Source organism: Bifidobacterium vespertilionis (genome assembly GCF_008698145.1).
Lineage (GTDB): Bacteria > Actinomycetota > Actinomycetes > Actinomycetales > Bifidobacteriaceae > Bifidobacterium > Bifidobacterium vespertilionis.
The window spans coordinates 45922-65754 of the sequence record NZ_RZNZ01000009.1 but is presented as its reverse complement, the minus strand read 5'-3'; the positions used below and the strand labels follow the sequence as shown (position 1 = coordinate 65754).

At 66.2% G+C, this 19833-nt stretch carries 16 protein-coding genes; 6 read left to right on the top strand and 10 right to left on the bottom strand.

Features of this window, described 5'->3' with window-relative positions; translation table 11 throughout:
- Positions 1 to 70 precede the first annotated feature (70 nt).
- The 6 genes from EMO90_RS07505 to miaB form a co-directional block, all read right to left on the bottom strand.
- Positions 71 to 595, bottom strand: a complete 525-nt coding sequence (locus EMO90_RS07505) for a helix-turn-helix domain-containing protein (RefSeq protein WP_150353669.1) — start codon at positions 593 to 595, stop codon at positions 71 to 73.
- 102 nt (positions 596 to 697) lie between these two features.
- Complete coding sequence (locus EMO90_RS07500) at positions 698 to 1225, bottom strand: CinA family protein (protein ID WP_150353670.1); 528 nt, start codon at positions 1223 to 1225, stop codon at positions 698 to 700.
- A gap of 1 nt (position 1226) precedes the next feature.
- Complete coding sequence (pgsA, locus tag EMO90_RS07495) at positions 1227 to 1961, bottom strand: CDP-diacylglycerol--glycerol-3-phosphate 3-phosphatidyltransferase (RefSeq protein ID WP_150353671.1); 735 nt, start codon at positions 1959 to 1961, stop codon at positions 1227 to 1229.
- Between the two features lie 88 nt (positions 1962 to 2049).
- The gene (locus EMO90_RS07490; RefSeq protein WP_150353672.1) at positions 2050 to 4839 is read right to left on the bottom strand and encodes a DNA translocase FtsK; all 2790 of its coding nucleotides are present in this window, start codon (positions 4837 to 4839) and stop codon (positions 2050 to 2052) included.
- A 106-nt stretch (positions 4840 to 4945) separates the two neighbouring features.
- The gene (gene miaA, locus EMO90_RS07485) at positions 4946 to 6004 is read right to left on the bottom strand and encodes a tRNA (adenosine(37)-N6)-dimethylallyltransferase MiaA (protein WP_150353673.1); all 1059 of its coding nucleotides are present in this window, start codon (positions 6002 to 6004) and stop codon (positions 4946 to 4948) included.
- The gene (gene miaB / locus EMO90_RS07480) at positions 5988 to 7448 is read right to left on the bottom strand and encodes a tRNA (N6-isopentenyl adenosine(37)-C2)-methylthiotransferase MiaB (protein WP_190971964.1); all 1461 of its coding nucleotides are present in this window, start codon (positions 7446 to 7448) and stop codon (positions 5988 to 5990) included. The genes miaA and miaB overlap by 17 nt, the downstream gene beginning before the upstream one ends.
- Positions 7449 to 7537: 89 nt before the next feature.
- On the opposite strand from miaB, the gene EMO90_RS07475 reads away from it, so the two are divergent.
- Complete coding sequence (locus EMO90_RS07475) at positions 7538 to 8272, top strand: GTP pyrophosphokinase (protein ID WP_150353674.1); 735 nt, start codon at positions 7538 to 7540, stop codon at positions 8270 to 8272.
- A 422-nt stretch (positions 8273 to 8694) separates the two neighbouring features.
- Here EMO90_RS07475 and EMO90_RS07470 read toward each other — a convergent pair whose 3' ends face one another.
- Positions 8695 to 9522 (bottom strand): aldo/keto reductase, encoded by an 828-nt coding sequence (locus tag EMO90_RS07470; RefSeq protein ID WP_150353675.1) that lies wholly within the window; start codon positions 9520 to 9522, stop codon positions 8695 to 8697.
- 215 nt (positions 9523 to 9737) lie between these two features.
- On the opposite strand from EMO90_RS07470, the gene EMO90_RS07465 reads away from it, so the two are divergent.
- Complete coding sequence (locus EMO90_RS07465; protein ID WP_150353676.1) at positions 9738 to 10604, top strand: Bax inhibitor-1/YccA family protein; 867 nt, start codon at positions 9738 to 9740, stop codon at positions 10602 to 10604.
- 222 nt (positions 10605 to 10826) lie between these two features.
- The gene (locus EMO90_RS07455) at positions 10827 to 11768 is read left to right on the top strand and encodes a DMT family transporter (RefSeq protein ID WP_190971970.1); all 942 of its coding nucleotides are present in this window, start codon (positions 10827 to 10829) and stop codon (positions 11766 to 11768) included.
- A 458-nt stretch (positions 11769 to 12226) separates the two neighbouring features.
- Here EMO90_RS07455 and EMO90_RS12605 read toward each other — a convergent pair whose 3' ends face one another.
- From EMO90_RS12605 to EMO90_RS07440, 3 genes are all read right to left on the bottom strand, one after another.
- A complete protein-coding gene (locus EMO90_RS12605; protein ID WP_150353678.1) occupies positions 12227 to 14467 on the bottom strand; it encodes a mannosyltransferase YkcB-related protein in 2241 nt (746 codons plus the stop codon).
- Between the two features lie 11 nt (positions 14468 to 14478).
- Positions 14479 to 15477 (bottom strand): dolichyl-phosphate beta-glucosyltransferase, encoded by a 999-nt coding sequence (locus EMO90_RS07445; RefSeq protein WP_150353679.1) that lies wholly within the window; start codon positions 15475 to 15477, stop codon positions 14479 to 14481.
- A 233-nt stretch (positions 15478 to 15710) separates the two neighbouring features.
- On the bottom strand, positions 15711 to 16286 hold the full coding sequence (locus tag EMO90_RS07440; protein WP_150353680.1) for an Ltp family lipoprotein: 576 nt from the start codon (positions 16284 to 16286) through the stop codon (positions 15711 to 15713).
- Between the two features lie 345 nt (positions 16287 to 16631).
- On the opposite strand from EMO90_RS07440, the gene EMO90_RS07435 reads away from it, so the two are divergent.
- The 3 genes from EMO90_RS07435 (at position 16632) to EMO90_RS07425 (ending at position 19645) form a co-directional block, all read left to right on the top strand.
- Positions 16632 to 17858, top strand: coding sequence for a sensor histidine kinase (locus tag EMO90_RS07435; protein WP_150353750.1), 1227 nt, complete (start codon positions 16632 to 16634; stop codon positions 17856 to 17858).
- Between the two features lie 10 nt (positions 17859 to 17868).
- Positions 17869 to 18573, top strand: a complete 705-nt coding sequence (locus tag EMO90_RS07430) for a response regulator transcription factor (protein ID WP_395953041.1) — start codon at positions 17869 to 17871, stop codon at positions 18571 to 18573.
- A 238-nt stretch (positions 18574 to 18811) separates the two neighbouring features.
- A complete protein-coding gene (locus EMO90_RS07425) occupies positions 18812 to 19645 on the top strand; it encodes a hypothetical protein (protein WP_150353682.1) in 834 nt (277 codons plus the stop codon).
- The last annotated feature ends 188 nt before the right edge of the window (positions 19646 to 19833 follow it).

Genomic DNA, 19833 nt, shown 5'->3' with positions numbered 1-19833 from the left:
GTAACCGGCCCGCAGACGCAAAAAGCGGGCCCCTCGCGCGAGGAAGCCCGCCTGCCCGCAACACCTGCGACTAGTCCTCCGAGGACTCCAGATAGTCCGCCACCATGCGCAGCATCTGCGACACGCTCACGCCGAGCGATTCGGCGATGGAGCTCAGCAGCTCGGAGCTGGCCTCCTTCTGGCCGCGCTCCACCTCGGAAAGATAGCCCAAAGACACGCCGGCCTTGGCCGACACCTCGCGCAGGGTCTTGCGATCCTTGGTGCGCAGATCGCGCAGCACATGGCCGATCGCCTCGCGCAGGGACACGGAACGATCCCCGCGGCGCTCCTTGGCGGCCGTCGCGGCACCCTTCGAAACGGTGGAATCGCCGCTCTCCTCAAGGCCCCACATGCGGTTCTTGGCCGCATCCCGCTCATCCTTGGCCTTCTTGGCCGCACGGGCGCGCAGGATCTGCTGCTGCGCATACATCACCGCGCGCTGCTGGGCCGGCGTCAGGTCACGCATGCGCGTACCCGTCTCGCGCGTCACGGGCGTGCAGCACGCCGGAAGCTTCACGGTCTCGTCGTTGCGCACGATCGTCTCGGTTGCTGTCATCGCATACCCCTTTCATCGGTTTCACTAAACGGTTCAACCGCGCAGGGGACGGGATTATTCCACAGGAGAACGAAGCGTGACGCAAGTCACATAACGGCATCGTCACGGGACAAGCGTGGACAGGTGCCGCAGCACGTTCAGAACGGTGCTCAGGCGGATCGCCTCGCGCGATCCGCTCAGGTGCAGTTCGTAGGTCTCCACGCCGAACGCACCGGTTCCGTCGGGGATCGCGATGCCCACATACACCAATCCGGCGGGCTTGTCACCATCCGGACCAGGTCCCGCCACGCCCGTGGTGGACAGGCCGATCACATGGCCGGCCTTGCTGGGGCGCGTGTAGATGCCGGCGGTGCCCACGGCCATCTGCGCGGCCACTTCGGCCTGCACGGCGCCGCCATTGGCCAGCAGCTGCGCATCCACGCCCAGTATCGAGGCCTTGGCGGCGATGTCGTAGGTGACCGCCGAGCCCAGAAACACCTTGGAGGCGCCGGGAATGCGCACGAAGGCGTCGGCCAGCAGACCGCCGGTGAGCGATTCGGCGGCGGCGATGTAGTATCCGCGGCGCTCGCACATGTTGAGGATCATCGTCGCGAGCTCGTCGCGGCGGGACTGCGCGCTGTCCTCCGCCATGTCAGACCTCCTTCGGCGCATCGGACGGGGATGCGGACGCCGAACGGACGGCCTTCACGGTCTTGGCCACGTACTCCACACCGGAGTACCAGCACAGCACCAGCGCGACCAGCAGGAACGCCATGGCCAGCACGTAGTAGCCGTGCACCAGCGTGACCGGCAGGCCCTCCGGGTTGGCGTCGGACACGCCGAGCGCCCAGACGGGGGCGAGCAGCATGGTCAGCGCGATCGACTGGAACAGCGTCTTGAGCTTGCCCGGCCACGCGGCGGCGATCACCTTGCCGCCCGTGTCGATGACCATGAACCGCATGGCGGTGATGCCGATCTCGCGCACCAGGAACAGGATCGTGATCCACCAAGCCACCTCGCCGAACGCCGACAGGGTGATCAGCGCCACCAGCACGAGCAGCTTGTCCGCGATCGGATCCATGAGCTTGCCCAGCTCGGTGACCGCGTTGGTGCGTCGGGCGAGCCATCCGTCGAGCTTGTCCGTGGACGCGGCCACCAGAAAGACGACGCACGACGCCCACCTGAGGGCCACATGGTCGTCCGGCGTGGGCGCGGGGATGCGCGCGGCGCCGTCGAAGCTCACCATGCTCGCCGTGGGATGATCGCCCGCCATGAGCAGCAGCACGATGAACACCACGACCAGCAGGATGCGCGCGTACGTCACCAGATTGGGCGCGCTGTTCCATCCATCGAGCAACGACTTCTTCGTCTCGCGTTCGCTCACCACGTCTCCTTCGCCTTCATGCCACGGGTGCAGACGACCCAGGCCGCCGCACCCCTCAATTCCGTCCCCAACCTACCGCGTGGGCACTACGTCACTCGCCGTCGGCGCCATCCCCGGAGGCGGAGGCCGCGTCCAGCGAACTCGTCTCGCCGCGGATGAAGGCGAGCACGGCGGGCAGATCCTGCGGCTGCACCAGCACCTCGCGCGCCTTGGAACCCTCGGACGGCCCCACCACGCCGCGCGATTCCAGCAGATCCATCAGGCGTCCGGCCTTGGCGAAGCCCACGCGCAGCTTGCGTTGCAGCATGGACGTGGATCCGAACTGGGAGGTGACCACCAGTTCGGCGGCCTGCAGCAGCAGCTCCATGTCGTCACCGATCTCCTCGTCCGGTTCCAGCGCCGACTTCTCCGCCTCCTTGGCCATCTCCTCGATGTCCTCGCGGTAGTGTGGCTTGCGCTGGGTGCGCACGAACTCCACGGCCTTGCGGATCTCCGATTCGGACACCCACGAGCCCTGCACGCGCATGGGCTTGGCCTCGCCCATGGGCAGGAACAGCGCGTCGCCCTGACCGATCAGCGTCTCGGCGCCCACGGTGTCCAGAATGACCCGGGAGTCGGTGGCCGAGGATGTGGCGAAGGCCAGACGGGACGGGATGTTGGCCTTGATCAGGCCGGTGACCACATCCACTGACGGTCGCTGCGTGGCGAGCACCAGATGCACGCCCGCGGCTCGCGCGAGCTGCGTGATGCGCTGGATGGAGCTTTCCACGTCGTTCTTGGCCACCATCATGAGGTCGGCCATCTCGTCCACGACCACGAGGATGTACGGGTAGGGGGCCACCTTGCGGTTCGATCCGGCGGGGGCGTGGACCTTGCCGGCGCGCACGGCCTCGTTGAAGTCCTTGACGTGGCGGAACCCGAAGAACTCCAGGTCGGAGTAGCGCGCGTCCATCTCCTTGACCACCCACTCCAGGGCCTGCGCGGCCTTCTTGGGATCGGTGATGATGGGCGTGAGCAGATGCGGGATGCCGGCGTACGCGGACAGCTCGACGCGCTTGGGGTCCACCATGATCAGCCGCACCTGATCGGGCGTGGCGCGCATGATGATCGAGGTGAGCATGGAGTTGATGAAGCTGGACTTTCCGGAGCCGGTGGCGCCGGCGACCAGCAGGTGGGGCATCTTGGTCAGATCGGCCGTCACGAACTTGCCCTCGACGTCCTTGCCCACGCCGGTGAGCATGGGGTTCGGATCGTTCATGGCCTTGTCGCTGCGCAGCACGTCGCCCAGATGCACGATCTCGCGGTCCACGTTCGGGATCTCGATGCCGATGGCGGACTTGCCGGGGATGGGCGAAAGGATGCGCACGTCGGAGCTGGCCACCGCGTAGGCGATGTTCTTCTGCAGATTGGTGACCTTCTCCACCTTGACGCCGGGGCCGAGCTCCACCTCGTACTGGGTGACCGAGGGACCGCGCAGGAAGCCGACCACCTTCGCGTCCACGGAGAACTGCTGGAAGGTGTTGGTCAGGGCGGCGATCACATGGTCGTTGGCCGGGGTGCGCGCCTGATGCGGCTGGCCCTTGACGAGCATGTTGAGGTCCGGCAGGGTGTAGACGGCCGGATCCGCGACGGGGGCGGCGGAGGGGACTTCGCCATCCTCCCCGGAGACGAAAGATGTTCCATCCGTTTCCCCCGTCGGGCCGTCGGCGGAAGCGGACGGATCCATGGCCTGTGTACCGCCGGCGTCCAGATCCCACGGATCGGCGGCGGGGGCGGAAGCGGGCATGGGCACGGTCGCGGGGACCGCGCTCGGCATGGGCACGGTGTGCAGCGGGACCTGCGGCTGCTGGCCGGAGGGCATGGGCACGGTGGCGGCGTCCTCGTGCGCAAGCTCGTGCGGGGGCAGGAAGGATGAGACGGAACGCGGGGCGACGGAGGTTTCGGCCCGCTCGCCATGATGGCTGGCCGCGCGCTCGAACGCCTCGTCGCCGGCATAGCGGTCCAGTGACCGGTCGTCACGGTCCTTGGACCGGCGCCCGAACAGGCGGGACAGCCAGGATCCCCTCGAGCGGCCGGACGCGGCCTCATCGTCACCGTCATGCGTGGGCACGCCCTCGGCGAACGCGAGCGTTTCGTCGCCGTCGCCAAGGCGGACCTCGTTCGGGAACTGGTCATCATCGTCCGCGACGCGGGATGGTTTCCTGCCCTGTTCCAGACGATCGGCCACATCGCGGGCCTTGTCCGGCAGATCGGTGACGTGCAGCCGTGCGATAAGCAGCAGCGAGAACAGCGCCACGACCACGAAGATGACGATCGCAAACGCCTTGGACAGTCCCCACGCCAGCGGGGATCCGAGCACGAAGCCCACCAGACCGCCCGCGGACTGCAGCGCGGCCAGATCGAAACCGCGCACGTCCGATGCGGCCGCCGCGTCGATGATCGAGCAGACGGACCACAACAGCAGCACCCAGCCGCTCACCACACGCGGATTGTCCGAATCCTTGCCGGAATTGCGCATGAGGCGGATGGCCACGATCACCAGCACCACCGGCAGCACCACGCTCATCACGCCGAACACGGCCGATGCGACGGCGTGCAGGAATAGGCCAAGCGCGCCTTGGACGCGGAACCACTCGCTGGCCACGAAGAGGATGGCCAGCACGATCATCACGAAGCACAGGCCGTCGCGGCGGTACACCGGATCGTACTCCCCCACGCCGGTGAGCGAACGGACCATCGCGCCGATCTGACGCGGAATGAACAGCAGCGCGCGCTTGCCCAAGGACTCCTCGGGCATGGCGTTGCGTGTGGACGCGGAGGAGCCGCGGCGGCTCGAACCGGTCCCGCTCCCCTTCTTCGATGATGATGCTTCTCGTGCCATAACGCTCCCCAGCGTACCCGACCGGATCGGCAGGGACGACGGACGCGGCGGATTCCCCACAAAATCCGCCGGCGGACGGATGCGACGCCGTCCGCCGGTGCGACGGTCAGCCCTCCACGTCGCCCAGATGGTGCTGGACGTATTCGTCGGCGCGCGCGTCGATCGCATCGTAGTCGCCGGCGTCCGCATGCGCGATGATCGCCATCGCGTTGTCCAGCAGCGCGGGATTCAGGGCCTGCAGCCAGTGGATGCGCGGATCGCGACCGAACCAGCCCATCTGCTTGCGGGCCAGACGGCAGGTCTTCTGCGCGATGTCCGCGAAGGCCTCGTCCTCGTCCATCAGGCCGTCCAGCACGTCGATCATCTGCTGATAGCCCAGCGCCCGGCCGGCCGTGAACCCAAGGTTCGGCCGCAGCCGGCGCACTTCCTCCAGGAATCCCTGCTCGCGCATCTGACTGGTGCGCAGCGCGATGCGGCGGTCCAGCTCGCGTCGGTCCAGATCAAGGCCGATCTGCACGCAGGGGATCACGTACCGGTATCGCGGCAGGCTGGCCGAATACGGCCGGCCGGTGATCTCGATCACCTCGAGCGCGCGGATGGTCCGGCGCACGTTGTGCGGATCCATGCGGGAGGCGGCCTGCGGATCCCTGGCCTTGAGCTCGTCGAACAGCAGACCCGGCCCCTCGCTCTCCGCCCGGCGCTCCAATGCGGCACGCACCTGCGGATCGGTGCCGGGGAAGGAGATGTCGTCGATGGCCGCGCGGGCGTACAGGCCCGAACCGCCCACGAGGATGGGCCGGACGCCGCGCGACTGCAGATCGCGGATGCAGTCGCGGGCGAGCGTCTGGAAACGGGCCACGCTCATCGCGTCGTCCGGATCGATGATGTCGATGAGATGATGCGGCACGGCGGCGCGCTCCGCCTCGGTGGGCTTGGCCGTGCCCACGTCCATGCCGCGGTACATCTGGTAGGCGTCGGCGTTCACGATCTCGGCCCGTTCGCCGCGCTCGGCAAGCGCCTTCGCGATCGCGATGCCCAGGCCGGTCTTGCCGGAGGCGGTGGGCCCCACGATCGAAACGACGCGGGGCGCAGCGGAAGCGGATTCGCCGGATCCTGTTACGGCGGAAGCGGACTCGCTGGATCCGGGCTCAGCGACGGACGGCATAGGTCTGCCCCGCCTTCGGATCCGGGTCGGCGATCAGATTGTGGCGGGCGGCATGCGTGACCGTGGCGGTCACGAAATCGCCCACCTGCGGCTCGGGGAAGCCCTCCGGCACGCCGATGTGCACCAGCACGCCGGTGCGCTCGCGGCCGGTGACGCGCTTGGTGGCGGCGTCCTTCTTGCCCTGCGTTCCGGTGATCATCACCTCCACGTCGCAGCCTTCGAACCGCCGCATCTCCTCCTCGGTGATGCGCTCCTGCAGCTTGACCAGACGATCGAAGCGCTCCTGGACCACGGCCTTCGGAATCTGCTCCATCGAGGCGGCCGGCGTACCAGGGCGCGGAGAGTACTCGAAGGTGAACGCCGAGGAGAATCGCGCCTCCTTGACGACGCGCAGCGTGTCCTCGAAATCCTCCTCGGTCTCGCCGGGGAAGCCCACGATGATGTCCGTGGAGATCTGCGCGTCCGGCATGGCCGCGCGCACCTTGCCCAGGATGTCCATGAACTTCGCGGTGCGGTAGCTGCGGTGCATCGCGCGCAGGATCCGGTCCGAGCCGGACTGCAGCGGCATGTGCAGCTGGTGCATCACATTCGGCGTCTCGGCCATGGCGGCGATCACGTCGTCGGTGAACGCGGCCGGATGCGGGGACGTGAAGCGCACGCGCTCCAGCCCATCGATCTCGCCGCACGCACGCAGCAGCTTCGAAAAGGCATAGCGATCGCCCATCGCGTAGCCGAAGGAGTTCACGTTCTGCCCCAGCAGCGTGACCTCCTTGGCGCCCTCCTCCACGCAGCGGCGGACCTCGGCCAGGATGTCCCCCGGACGGCGGTCGCGCTCGCGGCCGCGCGTGGTGGGCACGATGCAGAACGTGCAGGTGTTGTTGCAGCCCACGGAGATGGACACCCACGAGCTGATCTTCGAGGCGCGGGCGGCCGGCAGCTGGCTGGGGAAGACCGTCAGCTGGTCGGTCACCTCGGTCTGCGGCACGCCGGTGACGCGGTTCTGCTCCAGCAGCTTGGGCAGGCTGCCGATGTTCTTGGTGCCGAACACCGCGGCCGTCCACGGCGCCTTTTTGGCGATGCGCTCGCGGTCCAGCTGGGCCATGCAGCCGCCCACGGCGATCTGCAGGTTGGGACGCTGGCGCTTGCGCTCGGCCCACAGGCCCAGCGTGCCGTACATGCGCTCGGCGGCGTTCTCGCGCACCGCGCAGGTGTTGAGCACGATCAGGTCCACGTCGCAGTCTGCGGCCTGCTCGTCCGTGGCGGCCCGATAGCCGGCCTCCTCGAGCACACCGGCGATGCGCTCGGAATCATGCACGTTCATCTGGCATCCCAGCGTGTGCACGGTGAACACGCCCTTGCCGCGATCCCCGGCCAGAGCGCCGGGATCGGCACTGTCAGTGGTTTTCGAGGCGCGCTCCGCCTCGGTCATCATCGCTTCATCCATGGGAACCCATCCTATCCGCCGGTCCTGAACACGGCCCGATTCCCAGTGAACACCCAGCTAGTCGCACCTCCAGACGATAAAATGGTGGCGTGATTCTAGACCGACACAGCCGTATCAACTCCTCCGAAATCCAGGCCCGACTGCAGGCCCTCGACATCGCGAACAAGCATTTCGACCCGGCGGAAGTCAGTGCCTTCATTGACATGATGCAGGTCTATGAAGGCGCCATGTACGAGATCAGCACCAAACTGGAGATCCTCGACGACGAGTTCCAGGTGCGATTCAGCCACGACCCCATCCACCACATGGAGCGCCGGCTCAAATCCGTCAATTCGATCATCGGCAAGCTGGACCGAAAGGGGCTGCCCGTCACCGTGAAGACCGTGCGGGACAACCTGTTCGACGTGGCCGGCATCCGCGTGATCTGCAACTACCGGGACGACGTCTACTCCGTGTCCAACTACCTGTCCGCGCAGTCGGACATCCAGGTGCTGCGCGTCAAGGACTACATCAAGAACCCGAAGGTCAACGGCTACCGTTCGCTGCACGTCATCTACGCGGTGCCGGTGTTCTTGTCCTCCGGACCGCACTACACGCCCGTGGAGGTCCAGTTCCGCACCATCGCCATGGACTACTGGGCCAGCCTGGAGCATGCGCTGCGCTACAAGACCGAGCTGCCGGACGCCAAGCTCAGCGAGCATTCCCAGACGCTGCTGGACTGCGCGCGCAGCCTGCAGAACATCGAGGTGCAGATGCAGAACATCCACCGCGACATCAACGGCGCCCCGCGCATGGAGGGCCAGTCGCCGTCGGTGTCCGACTGACCGTCGTCCTGACCGTCATCCTGAGCGGAGCGTAGCGGAGTCGAAGGATCCTTAACCATCTGCACTATGACTTTGTGCGTATGTGACTATGTGCGCAGTGGCCAAGGATCCTTCAACTTCGCTCAGGATGACGGGAGCACCCCTACCGGTGTCCGGCTGCGCCGGACCGTCGTCGCCTTGGCGGCGGCTCGACCGCAATCACGGACGGCCTACGGCCGCAACATTATTTGCTCACTGTCGTTCGCCTTCGCCTACAAACGCCACTGGCGTTTGCTTAACGGCTCAGCCTGCCTACGGACAGCCCACCGGGCTGTCCGCTTCACGGCTCAGTGCTCAGGATGACGGAGGGCGTCCCCTACCGGGCTTCGCTCAGGGTCATGGGAAACGATCCCAACAGATTCTTCCCGGGATGACGGAGAGGATCAGAAGTCGAAGTTGTCCGGATCGGAGCCTTGGCGGCGGTTGATGCCGAGGTTGGACAGGGCGTCCATATCCTCGCTGGTGAGGGCGAAATCGAACACGTCGAAGTTCTGGCGGATGCGTTCGGCATGCACGGACTTGGGGATCACCACGACGCCGCGCTGCAGGTGCCAGCGGATGATCGTCTGGGCCGGTGACTTGCCGTACTTCTCGGCGATCCGAGCCACGGTGGGGTTCTCCAGCAGGCTGCCGCCGGTGCCGCCCAGCGGGCTCCATGCCTCCACGGCGATGCCCTGCGCATGGTCCCAATCGATGAGCTCCTGGTTGGGGAACTGCGGGCTGGACTCGATCTGGTCGGCCGCCGGGGTGAGGTCGGAGAAGGAGCGCAGCTCCTCGATGTGGTGCTGGTGGAAGTTGCTCACGCCGATCGCGCGGATGCGACGGTCGTTGTACAGCTCCTCCATCTGCTCCCACGCCTTCTGCCAGCCGTCCGCGGGCCAGTGGATCAGGTAGAGGTCCACGTAGTCGGTGCCCAGACGATCCAGGCTCTCGAAGAACGCCTCGCGCGCACGGCCCTGGCGAATGTCCTCGTTCCACAGCTTGGTGGTCAGGAAGATGTCGCGGCGCTTGACGCCCGATTCGCGGATGCCCCGGCCCACGGACTCCTCGTTGTTGTAGGCGCGCGCGGTGTCGATGTGGCGGTATCCCGCCTCAACCGCCCAGCGCACCGCGTCCACGGTCTCCTGACCGCCCTTGGTCCTGAAGACGCCCAGACCCAGCTGCGGGATCGAGATGCCATTGTTCAGCGTGATGGTGGGTTGATCGGACATGCTGCCTCCTTTGACGGATGTCGTGCTCGTATCGCCGTAATCGTACGGACTCCCCCAATCCTATCCGCCCACATCGCCGAGCCGTCGAAGCCACGCGCGAACCCGTGCGGAAGAACGACGCATGTGCGCCGTGGGCGTATTCATCAGCCGGCGTTCATCATTTTGTAAGGTTTGTTTTCTACGATTTCCAGTGCAATTACCGAGAAGGAGCCAACATGTCGTTCGGTCGCATTCCCGAAAACAACAATCGTAATCAGGCCCCGTACGGACAGCCGTACGCCGGGCCGCAGTTCCAGCAGAACGCCAACCAGCAGCCGCAGTACGGCCAGCCCTACGCGAACCCGCAGTACGCCCAGCCGGGCATGAACGCCGGCACCGCCACCATGGACGCGAATCTCGCCTATTCCTACGAAAAGGCGCAGCGCGTCTCCATCACCAAGGCCTACGCCGAGATGGCCGTGGGTCTGCTCGTCACCGCCGCCGTGGCCGTGTTCGCCAACGCAAGCGGCGCGCTGATCGCCTTCCTGTCCGTCGCGGGCATGTTCGGATGGATCGGCATCGCCCTGGTGCAGGTGGCCCTGGCCATCTATCTGGGCGCCCGCGTCATGTCGATGAGCCCGGGCAAGGCGCGTGCGATGTTCTACGTCTACGCCGCGCTCATGGGCTTCACGCTCAGTTCGATCTTCCTGGTGTACGATCTGGGCAGCATCGCTCTGGTCCTGCTGCTGTGCGCCGGATTCTTCTTCGCGCTGACCATGCTGGGCCTCACCACCAAGTTCGACATGCTCAAGGCCGCCCCGATCCTGTTCGTGGGCCTGATCGTGCTGATCATCGGCCAGCTGCTGGTCTCCTGGCTGTTCCCGTCCGACGGCATGATGCAGCTCATGGCCGCGATCGGCGTGGTCCTGTTCGCCGGCATGACCGTGTACGACGCCCAGTCCACGCGCGCGATCTTCCGCCAGTACCAGAACCAGGGCCCGGAGATGATCCAGCGCGTCTCCATCCTCTGCGCCCTGAGCCTGTACCTCGACTTCGTGAACATGTTCCTGTACCTGCTGCAGCTGTTCGGCGACCGCGAGTAGTCGCGCGCACTGCACCCGCCAACGCACTGCACCCGTCGACGCAAAGCGGAACGTTCGGTTCGTTTTAGGCCCCCAAATGGGCTGGAAAACGGACCGAATGTTCCGCTTTTTGTTTGGTGCGCCGAGTTTGGTGCGCCGAGTTCGCCGAGTGGCGTGCCGCGTTTGTTCGCGTCACATGAATGGGCTACGGTTGGCCGAATGAAAAGCAAGGAACTGGGCGGCATGCTGTGCCTGCTGTTGACCGCATTGATCTGGGGCTTCGCGTTCGTGTCCCAGGTGCAGGGCATGGATTCCATGACCCCTCTGTTCTTCAACGCGGTGAGATTCACGCTCGGCGCAATCTCGCTGTTGCCCGTCATCGCCATCACACGGCGTGGGAGGGAGCCGGCGAAGACGGACACAGATCCCGCGGACACCACTGCGAATGATCGCAAGGGCGCCGGCTGGCGATCCAACCCGGCCATTGTGGGCATGATCTGCGGTGCGTTCCTGTTCACGGCCAGCACGCTGCAGCAATACGGCATCCTCTACGGACGATCGGCGGGCCGCGCGGGCTTCATCACGGCGCTGTACATCGTGCTGGTGCCCATTCTGGCCTTCGTCTTCCTGCGCCGGCGCATCAACGCCATGGTGGGCGTGGCGGTGGTCATCTCGGTGGTCGGCTTCTATCTGCTGTGCATCACCGACGGATTCGGATCGCTGACCCTGGCCGATCTGCTGCTGCTGTTCACGGCGTTTCTGTTCGCCGCCCACATTCTGGTGATCGATGAATTCGGCCGGGCCGTGGATGCGCTGATGCTCTCCCTCGCCCAGTTCGCCACCACCGCGGTGCTGAGCTGGATCGGATCGGTCATCGAAGGATCCGTGGATTGGCAGGGCGCGGCGAGCGCGTGGATCCCCATCCTGTACGCGGGCATCGGTTCGGTGGGCGTTGCCTATACACTGCAGGCGGTTGGTCAGCAATGGGTGCCGCCCACCCGGGCGTCGCTGATCATGAGTCTGGAATCGTTCTTCTCCGTGGTGGGAGGCGCGCTGTTCCTGGGCGAGATGATGACGCCGCGCGGATATCTGGGATGCGCGCTGATCTTCGCGGGCACGCTGCTCGCACAGGCTCCGGCCAAGTTGCCGAACTTCCGAGAGCGCAAAGCCGGCAAGCGCCCCTAGGGCTCCGATCAGGCCGCTACGATCCGCACACCCGGTCCAGTGTCTGTGCAATCCGACTGTCCCAATTCATTTCACCCCACCTGTGTCCGAAACCGCATCCACTTCGGGATATGGTGGCGGTTCGAGACACAGGTATGCGTATCTGCGTCTCGAATCGCATCCGGTTTGGGAATTGGATGCGATTCCGGACGCAGGATGCGGATTCGTGCGGATTCGTGTCTTGAGTCGCACCCGATTTTGCAAAGGGATGCGACTTGAGACTCAGGACACATCGATTGTGTCCGAAACCGCAACCACTGTGGGAAACGGATGCGACTTCGGACACAGAGTACGGATTCATGTCCGGATTCGTGTCTCAAATCGCACCCGAAATGAAAAATGGTGGCGGTTTGGGACACGGAGGAAGGGTTCCATGTCCCAAACCGCCACCACAGTTGGTTGGGATCTGGCTGAAATAGTCAGCTCAGATCGTAGATGGTCACGCCGTCAATGGTCTGGGCCTCGAAGTTCTCGGCGACCCATTCGGCGATCTCGCTGGAGGCGCTGGAGCCGCCCAGCTGGTTGCCACCCATGCCGCCACCGCCGATGTAGTAGTGGATCCGGCCTTCAGCCACATACTGCTTGAACTCGTCGAGCGTGGGGCTGGGATCGGAGCCATTGAAGCCGCCGATCGGCATGACCGCCTGCTCGCTGGCCAGCTGGTAGCTCGCCGCGTTCTGAGAACCGGTGGTCGCGGCCGCCCAGGTGTACTGATCGGCATCCTGCTGGAGCATCTCCACGATCGTCTCGCTGGCCGAACCGCCGCCCAGCAGACCGCCGCCCATACCGCCGCGGCCGCCGCCCATGCCCTCGAACCGGGTGCTCTGGCCATCGGACTGGGACGAGCCATCGGACTGCCCCGGACCTCCGAAGCCGCCGTTCTGGCCATCCTGGCTATTCTGACCGCCCTGACCATCGGGCTGCTGACCGCCGAAGCCGCCCTGACCACCGGGTCCGCCTTGGCCGCCGGGACCGCCCTGACCGCCGCGGCCACCGCCCATGCCGGTCGAATTGGTCACATTCGGGCCGGCCGTGACGATCGACCCCTGATGGCCGGTGGACACCGTGTACGCGGTCCATGCCACCGGTCCGGTATACAGGGCGATCGCGGCGAAGACCAGCGCTGCCCCGCCGACAAGGCCCATGACCATGGCGTTGCCCGGCTGGCGCAGGAATCGCATGCCGCGCATCGGGAACGCGGCGAGCGCGAGAACGAGCAGCGCCACGGTGGCAGCCAGGCCGGCCGCAAGCACCACGACCTTCAGCCCAGGCATCCACGTGGATCGACCCAGCAGCTCCACGGACCACAGGGTGCTCACGAGCACCGTTACCGCGAGGATCGCGCGCGCCCAGCACAGTTCGCGGCGTTCCCACAACGCCCCGGCTGCGATGCCCACCAGTGCGGCGAGCGCCGGCGCGAGGGCGACCGTGTAGTACTGGTGGAAGATGCCGGCCATATGACTGAACACGATCCACGTGACCAGCAGCCAGGAGCCCCACACCACCACGGATGCGCGGCGGATGTCCGTGCGGCGCGTATGGCGGGCGATGATGAGCCCGGCGATAATGCCCAGCACGGCCATGGGGGCCAGCCATGCGATCTGACCGCCGAACTCGCCGTCGAACAGTCGCGTGATGCCTGTCTCGCCCCACATGCCGCCGGCGTTGCCGCCACGGCCGCCACCGCCCACGACGGCACCGGTCTCATTGCCGGTGAGGCGTCCGAAGCCGTTGTAGCCGAACGTGAGCTCCAGGAAGGAATCGGTCTGCGATCCGCCGATGTACGGACGGGACCCCGAAGGCACGACCACCGTGAGCAGCACCCACCATCCGGCGGCCACCACCATGGCGGCGACGGCGACCAGACCGTCCACGATGCGTCGGACCAGCTTGGTGGGCGAGGCGATCAGGAAGGCGAGCGCGAAGCCGGGCAGGACCAGGAAGACCTGCATCTGCTTGGTGAGGAAGCCGAAGCCGATCAGCACGCCCGCGAACGCCATCCACGCCGTGCGTCTGCGGTTTGCGGAGCGGTCATCCGGGTATTCGAGCGATCGCAGCACCACGTAGGCGGCGCCGGACATGAGCGTGACGAGCAGGGCGTCCGGGTTGTTGAACCGGAACATCAGGGCCGCGACCGGCGTGGTGGCGAGCGTGAATCCGGCCACCAGTCCGGCGAAATTGCCCCAGTAGCGGCGGATGCACGAGTAGACGAGCCACACCGAGATCACACCGCAGATGGCTTCCGGCAGCAGAATCGCGAAGGAGCTCAGCCCGAAGACGCGCACGGACAGGGCCATGAGCCAGATCGCTGCCGGCGGCTTGTCCACGGTGATGGAGTTGCCGGCGTCGGAGGAGCCCCACAGGAAGGCCCACCAGTCCACGGATCCGGCCTGCGCGGCGGCGGAGTAGAACTCGTTGGCGTAACCGGAGGCGGTGAGGTTGACGAACATGACGATGAGGCTGAAGCCCATAAGCGCGCCGCAGCCGAGCCATTCGGTCTTGGTGCGTTTGGCCGCGACGGGCATGCGGACCGTGCGCTCGTCGTCGGGGTTCAGGAATCGACCGCCGTCGATGCCCTGGAAGGCGGATCGCAGGAGGCGTCGCACGGAGCGGGGGCGGGAGGATGCCGTGGTGCCGGCAGCGGAATTGCAATCGGTCATGCGCGCTCCCCTCAGATGGCCGCCGGCGCGGCGACGGGCTGAGCGGACTGGGCGGACTGGGCAGAATTGGCCGATTGTGCGGGCTGCGCGGCATGCGGGCGGCTCTCCTGATCGATCCTGCCACGACGCAGGGCCTTGAGTGTGCGCCTCATGCGCCACATGCCCTTGAGGTCCTTCGCGACGGTGTCCGGGATGTTGACCGTGGTGCCGGCGTCCTCCACCCAGCGCACGGGGAATTCGTAGACGCGCATGCCCAGCGCCTGGGCGAGCAGCAGCATTTCGGTGTCGAAGAACCACTCGTTGTCCTCGATGAGCGGCAGCAGTCTCCACGCGGCGGCGGAGGTCATGGCCTTGAACCCGCACTGGGCGTCGTGGAAGTCGGCGTCGAGCATGACGCGCAGCATGGTGTTGTAGGTGCGGGAGATGACCTCGCGCTTGAGCGAACGCCGCACGTCGGACTCATCGAACAGTCGGCAGCCCAGGGACACGTCGGCGCCGCCGTAGAGCAGGGAGCCGATGAGTGTGCCGGTGAGGCGGATGTCGGTGGACAGATCCACATCCATGTAGGCGAGCGCGCGGGCCTTGGATTCGCCCCATGCGAGCTTGAGCGCGCGTCCGCGGCCCTTGGCGGGGATATGGACGGCCCGCACGCGATCGGGATACTGGGCGGACAGCTGCGCGGCGATCGACCATGTGGCATCGGTGCTCGCATTGTCCGCGATGACGATGTTCCACGTGTACGCCCAGCCTTCGCGCTGGCTCACGGCAAGATGATTCATCAGGGTGATGACCGATCCGGCGAGCTGCTCCTGCTCGTTGTACACGGGGATGACGATGTCGGCGTCCACCGGGCGCGGGGTCCCCACGCGGGCATCGATCGAATCGGGATTCGGCTGCGCCATGGCAGCCATCGGGCCCGTCTGCGTCGCAGGGGCCATCTGCGTTACGGAAGCCATCTGCGTCGCAGGGGCCTCGGCTGCGACCGGCTGATTCATTGCGTTGTTGTTCATGGCTCCCATGAAACCGTCCGATTCCTAGGAGCCACTGGGGCGATCATCCATGCCGCCGGGCAATCGCGGCAAAGCTACCCGAACGATTCCTGAACGCGGACTGAATGCGCCGGCCGCCCCGGCCCGCTCCGGCCCGCCCGAATTCGCAAACCGGAACGATTGGTACGTTTTTTGGCTGTTTTTGGGGCTCAAAACGTACCAATCGTTCCGGTTTGTGCGCAAGGCAGGGCGGCTCAGTCGTTGAGATGGTCGATCGCGTATGCGGCCTCGGATTCGGTGAACTTCTCGCCGTGCTGGCTGGTCAGCTGGTCGCGGATGGCCTCGGGGGACATCGCCATGGTCTCCTGATAGTCCTTCGCCTTGGCCAGCGCGTTCGCATTCCAGTCGGTCTTGACGTTGTCGACGGCGTACTGCGCCGCCTCGGCGGAGAATTTGCCCCCGTACTGGCTGGTGAGCTGATCGTACAGGCCCTGCTTCGACATGTGCATCGTGTTGGCGTAGGTGTCGGCCTGACGCAGCGCGGACGTGTATTCCGCCGGCACGCTCGGAGTGGATGGCTGAGGCGTGGACGGCTGGGTAGTGGACGGCGCGGCCGCGGACGGGGACGCCGCGGACGATTGGGCGCTTGATGCGGATTGCTGCGCGGCGGGGGCGGACGTGCCGGCGTTGTTCCCCTGTCCGGCCGCGATCGCGACGATGATCACGATGCAGACGAGCCAGAGCCACCATCGCTTCCACCACGGTTTCTTCGGCTTGGCGGACTGCACGGGCGGCTGGCTCTGGAGCTGCGGGGAGACGGGAGTGGTCATGGTTCCTTCTTTCTCTGACGAGCGCTCGGTGGCGGGCGCTCTGTGACGGGCAATCTTCGGCGTGTTCCGCGTAATCGGACGCCATCGGGACGGCTCGTCTCCACGCTACGGGCCGCGGCACGAGCCCGCCATTGGCCGACAGGCCCTTTCCGATTGCCCGTTCGGGCAGATCGGCGCGGCGAATGCGGCCCACGCGTCCCATGGCGGACGGGGACGCGCATCAATACAGTTGGCATCATGAGCAGAGAGGAATGGATGATGACGAGCCACACGGCCGGAGACGGCCATCCCGCGCAGGCGAGCGACGAGGTCCCGGTGCGCACGCGACGAGGGGCCACCCGAATCATGATCCCAGTGGCCATGTTCTTCTGTCTGCTGCAGACCGCATATGTGGGCAATCCGTCCTTCGACGCGCTGCCCGCCGCCACGAAGGTGTGGGTGAGCATCAGCATGATCGCGGCGTTCGCGGCCCCGTTCATCCTGCGGTGGCGGGATGCGCATCCGGAGCCGGTGTTCTGGGGCTGCGCGGCGCTGGTGGTCGCCTTCCCGTTCTCCCCGATGCTCATGCTCATGTCGCTGGCCGGCGTGATCGCCCGCCGCAGCGATTTCCGCCGCACGGTCCGCGTCTCGGCCGCAGGCGCGATCATATGTCTGGTCGCCGAGCTGCGCGACGCCCGCCGACCGGCGGAGTCGTCCGTCTGGCACCAGCTCTTCGCCGAGCCGGGCACGGGAATCGACGACGTGCCGATCGTGGTCACGGCAAGCGATGCGACGATCGCCGTGACCGCGGCCGCGGTGGCGCTGATCGAAACCGCCGTGACGATCATGATCGGCCTGCACATCCGCTCCAAGGCACGGCTGAACGAGGCCGATGCGCGCGCCCAGGCCGCGCAGCATCATGCGGCGAACCTGCAATCGGATCTGACCAGTCAGCAGCTGGCCGACGCGATCGCCGCCGAAGCGCACGACACGCTCGCCCATTCGCTGTCCCTCATCGCGCTCAATGCAAGCGCGCTGCAGACCGAAGCGGCCCGGCTGAGCGACTCCCCCGAGGCCCGGGAGCTGGCCCGGAAGGCGGAGGACATCCGCCGCCAGGCCGCGGGCGCTCTTGATGAGGCGCATTCGATCATCAACATGCTGCGCGATCCGGCGCAGGCATGGGAGCAGCTCGCCCCGTCAACGGACACATCGCTCACCCGCGAATCACTGGATGGCCTGATCGTCGACGCGCGCAATTCTGGCATGCTGCTCAACACCTGGATCGATATCAAGCAGCTGAGCGATCTGGACGAACAGATCGCCAAGATCGCATACCGGGCGGTGCAGGAGGGGCTCACGAACGCCCGCCGGCATGCCCCCGGCGAGCCGGTGTCCCTTGAGGTGGGCGTGGCACCGGAGCAGGGCGTGCACATCCACATCAGCAATCCCGCCAACGACATGGGGGAATCGGGCGGCGGATCCGGATTGCCCGGTCTCACGGCGCGCGTGAAGTCGGCCGGCGGCACCTGCCAGTACGGGCTGGACGATCGCCGCGTATTCCACGTCGATGTGACGCTGCCGTGGCGCGGTTAAGATGTCGATTGTGATTGAAGGCAATGAGCATGCGAACGATCCCGTCACACCGGCCGTGAAGGTCAGCGTCATCGACGACGATCCGATGATCTGCCAGGCGATGAGCCTGATTCTCACGGATTATTCGTCCGGGCGCATCAGCGTGGTGTCCACCTCCACGGACGGCGAATCGTGCGTGGAACGGGCCCGCGAGGAGCATCCCGATGTGGTGCTCATGGACATCGCCATGCCCGGCGTGGACGGGATCGAGGCAACGAGGCGACTGCGCGCACTCTCCCCCGCGCCCCATGTGATGATCCTCACCTCGCTGAGCCCATCCGGCACGGTGGAACGCGCGGTGGAGGCCGGGGCGGAGGGCTTCGTATCCAAAACCGATGCGCCGGGCGAGATCATCCGCCGCGTGCTGGGCGTGTGCGCCGGCGATCCCCAGTTCAATGCGGCCAGCCAGCGCCAGCTCATCAGCGATCTGAACGCCTCGAAGCCCCGCTCGCGCCGGGACGAGGCCCGGGCCATGCTGGACGCGCTGCCCGAACGGGAGCGCGAGGCCGTGCTGCTGGCCGCGGAGGGCTACACGAACGCGGAGATCGCCGCCCGCATGTTCATCTCCGAGCGTACCGCGAAAGCCCATCTGTCCTCCGCCGCGGACAAGCTCAGCATGGGCCGCGTGCAGATGGCACGGCTGGTGGAGCGGGCCGACCTGCCGATGCGCCCGTGACTCCCACGATCCGCAAACCACAAAGCGGAACAGCACAGAGCGGAACAACATAAAGCGGAAATAAAGCGGAACGTTTGGTACGTTTTTCGGCCGATTTTGGGGTTCAAAACGTACCAAACGTTCCGCTTTATGTTGTACGCCGGGCTGCGCGCCGGACTGCGTGCCGGGTTGAGCGCCGGACTGCGCGTGGACGTGCCTTATGACGTACCATGGAGACATTAGGAAATGAGGTGTGACGATGAAGTCCTCGAACCGCATGATCGCCATGCTTGTCGCGTCCCTGACCACGTTTGCCCTTGCGCTGCCGCTGACGGCATGCGGCGCGCGGCGGGGCAATCCGACCTCGCCCGAACGATCGTGGAGCACCAGCCATCTGCCGGTCCAGTACGGCGAGGAGGCTCCGGATGCACGAAACGACCTGACGCAGGAGGACCACCTGTTCGATGAGCATGGCGTGCAGTGGTTCCACTATGCGCCCACCACGGACGGCGGCCTGCGGGTGTTCTTCCCCGATGCGCAGGGTTGCTCGTACCGCCTGATCGTGCGCGAGACCATGCAGTATGTGGGCGTGGCCGTGGTGGAGGGCGGCACGGCGGATGACGGCTGCCTTGCCGGGGACAGGACGACGGAACGCTATGCCTCCATGCATGCCGATCTGACCAGTCCGCTCGCCAATCGGAAGGCCGTGGAGCTGTCCGATCTGGTGGCAACGGCGGTGGATCCGAAGTCGGTGGGCGACGGTCCGAAACTGGGCTCGCTGGCCACGGACGCCTCGGCCATTCCGGAGGTGCTGTGGGGCATGCACCCCGAACTGGACATGCTGTTTCTGGATGGGGCGGCCTATGTGGCCTCGACGGATGACGGGTCAGCCGCCATCGCCGCGCGCATTGAGGGCAAACCGTCGATCGGCAACGTGGGCCGCACGGTGGCGTCCGGCGATTTCCTGCGAGACTGGGACGCCACGCAACTGCCACCTGGGACCAAGGTGTACCAGTCCCCCGAGGATCCAACCATCCTGTACGCCATGTCGGGGTCCGGGGCGCGGCAATACCGGATGGCCATCGAGGGGTAGGGCGCGGGGCGGGCAGTGCTGGCCCTTCCCGGTCATCCTGGGCAAAGCGGAGAGCGTGTAGGCCACCCCCGTCATCCTGAGCGGCGGTTCTTTCGTCATCCTGAGCACTGAGCCGTGAAGCGGACAGCCCGGTGGGCTGTCCGTAGGCGAAGGGAGCCGCCGCCAAGGCGGCGACGGTCCGGCGCAGC

What these genes read in the sequence shown, in the direction of transcription:
- EMO90_RS07505 (WP_150353669.1), bottom strand. Translation starts at nt 595, where the DNA reads ATGACAGCAACCGAGACGATCGTGCGCAACGACGAGACCGTGAAGCTT.
- EMO90_RS07500 (WP_150353670.1), bottom strand. Translation starts at nt 1,225, where the DNA reads ATGGCGGAGGACAGCGCGCAGTCCCGCCGCGACGAGCTCGCGACGATG.
- EMO90_RS07490 (WP_150353672.1), bottom strand. Translation starts at nt 4,839, where the DNA reads ATGGCACGAGAAGCATCATCATCGAAGAAGGGGAGCGGGACCGGTTCG.
- miaA (WP_150353673.1), bottom strand. Translation starts at nt 6,004, where the DNA reads ATGCCGTCCGTCGCTGAGCCCGGATCCAGCGAGTCCGCTTCCGCCGTA.
- miaB (WP_190971964.1), bottom strand. Translation starts at nt 7,448, where the DNA reads ATGGATGAAGCGATGATGACCGAGGCGGAGCGCGCCTCGAAAACCACT.
- EMO90_RS07470 (WP_150353675.1), bottom strand. Translation starts at nt 9,522, where the DNA reads ATGTCCGATCAACCCACCATCACGCTGAACAATGGCATCTCGATCCCG.
- EMO90_RS07465 (WP_150353676.1), top strand. Translation starts at nt 9,738, where the DNA reads ATGTCGTTCGGTCGCATTCCCGAAAACAACAATCGTAATCAGGCCCCG.
- EMO90_RS07455 (WP_190971970.1), top strand. Translation starts at nt 10,827, where the DNA reads ATGCTGTGCCTGCTGTTGACCGCATTGATCTGGGGCTTCGCGTTCGTG.
- EMO90_RS12605 (WP_150353678.1), bottom strand. Translation starts at nt 14,467, where the DNA reads ATGACCGATTGCAATTCCGCTGCCGGCACCACGGCATCCTCCCGCCCC.
- EMO90_RS07445 (WP_150353679.1), bottom strand. Translation starts at nt 15,477, where the DNA reads ATGAACAACAACGCAATGAATCAGCCGGTCGCAGCCGAGGCCCCTGCG.
- EMO90_RS07440 (WP_150353680.1), bottom strand. Translation starts at nt 16,286, where the DNA reads ATGACCACTCCCGTCTCCCCGCAGCTCCAGAGCCAGCCGCCCGTGCAG.
- EMO90_RS07435 (WP_150353750.1), top strand. Translation starts at nt 16,632, where the DNA reads ATGATCCCAGTGGCCATGTTCTTCTGTCTGCTGCAGACCGCATATGTG.
- EMO90_RS07425 (WP_150353682.1), top strand. Translation starts at nt 18,812, where the DNA reads ATGAAGTCCTCGAACCGCATGATCGCCATGCTTGTCGCGTCCCTGACC.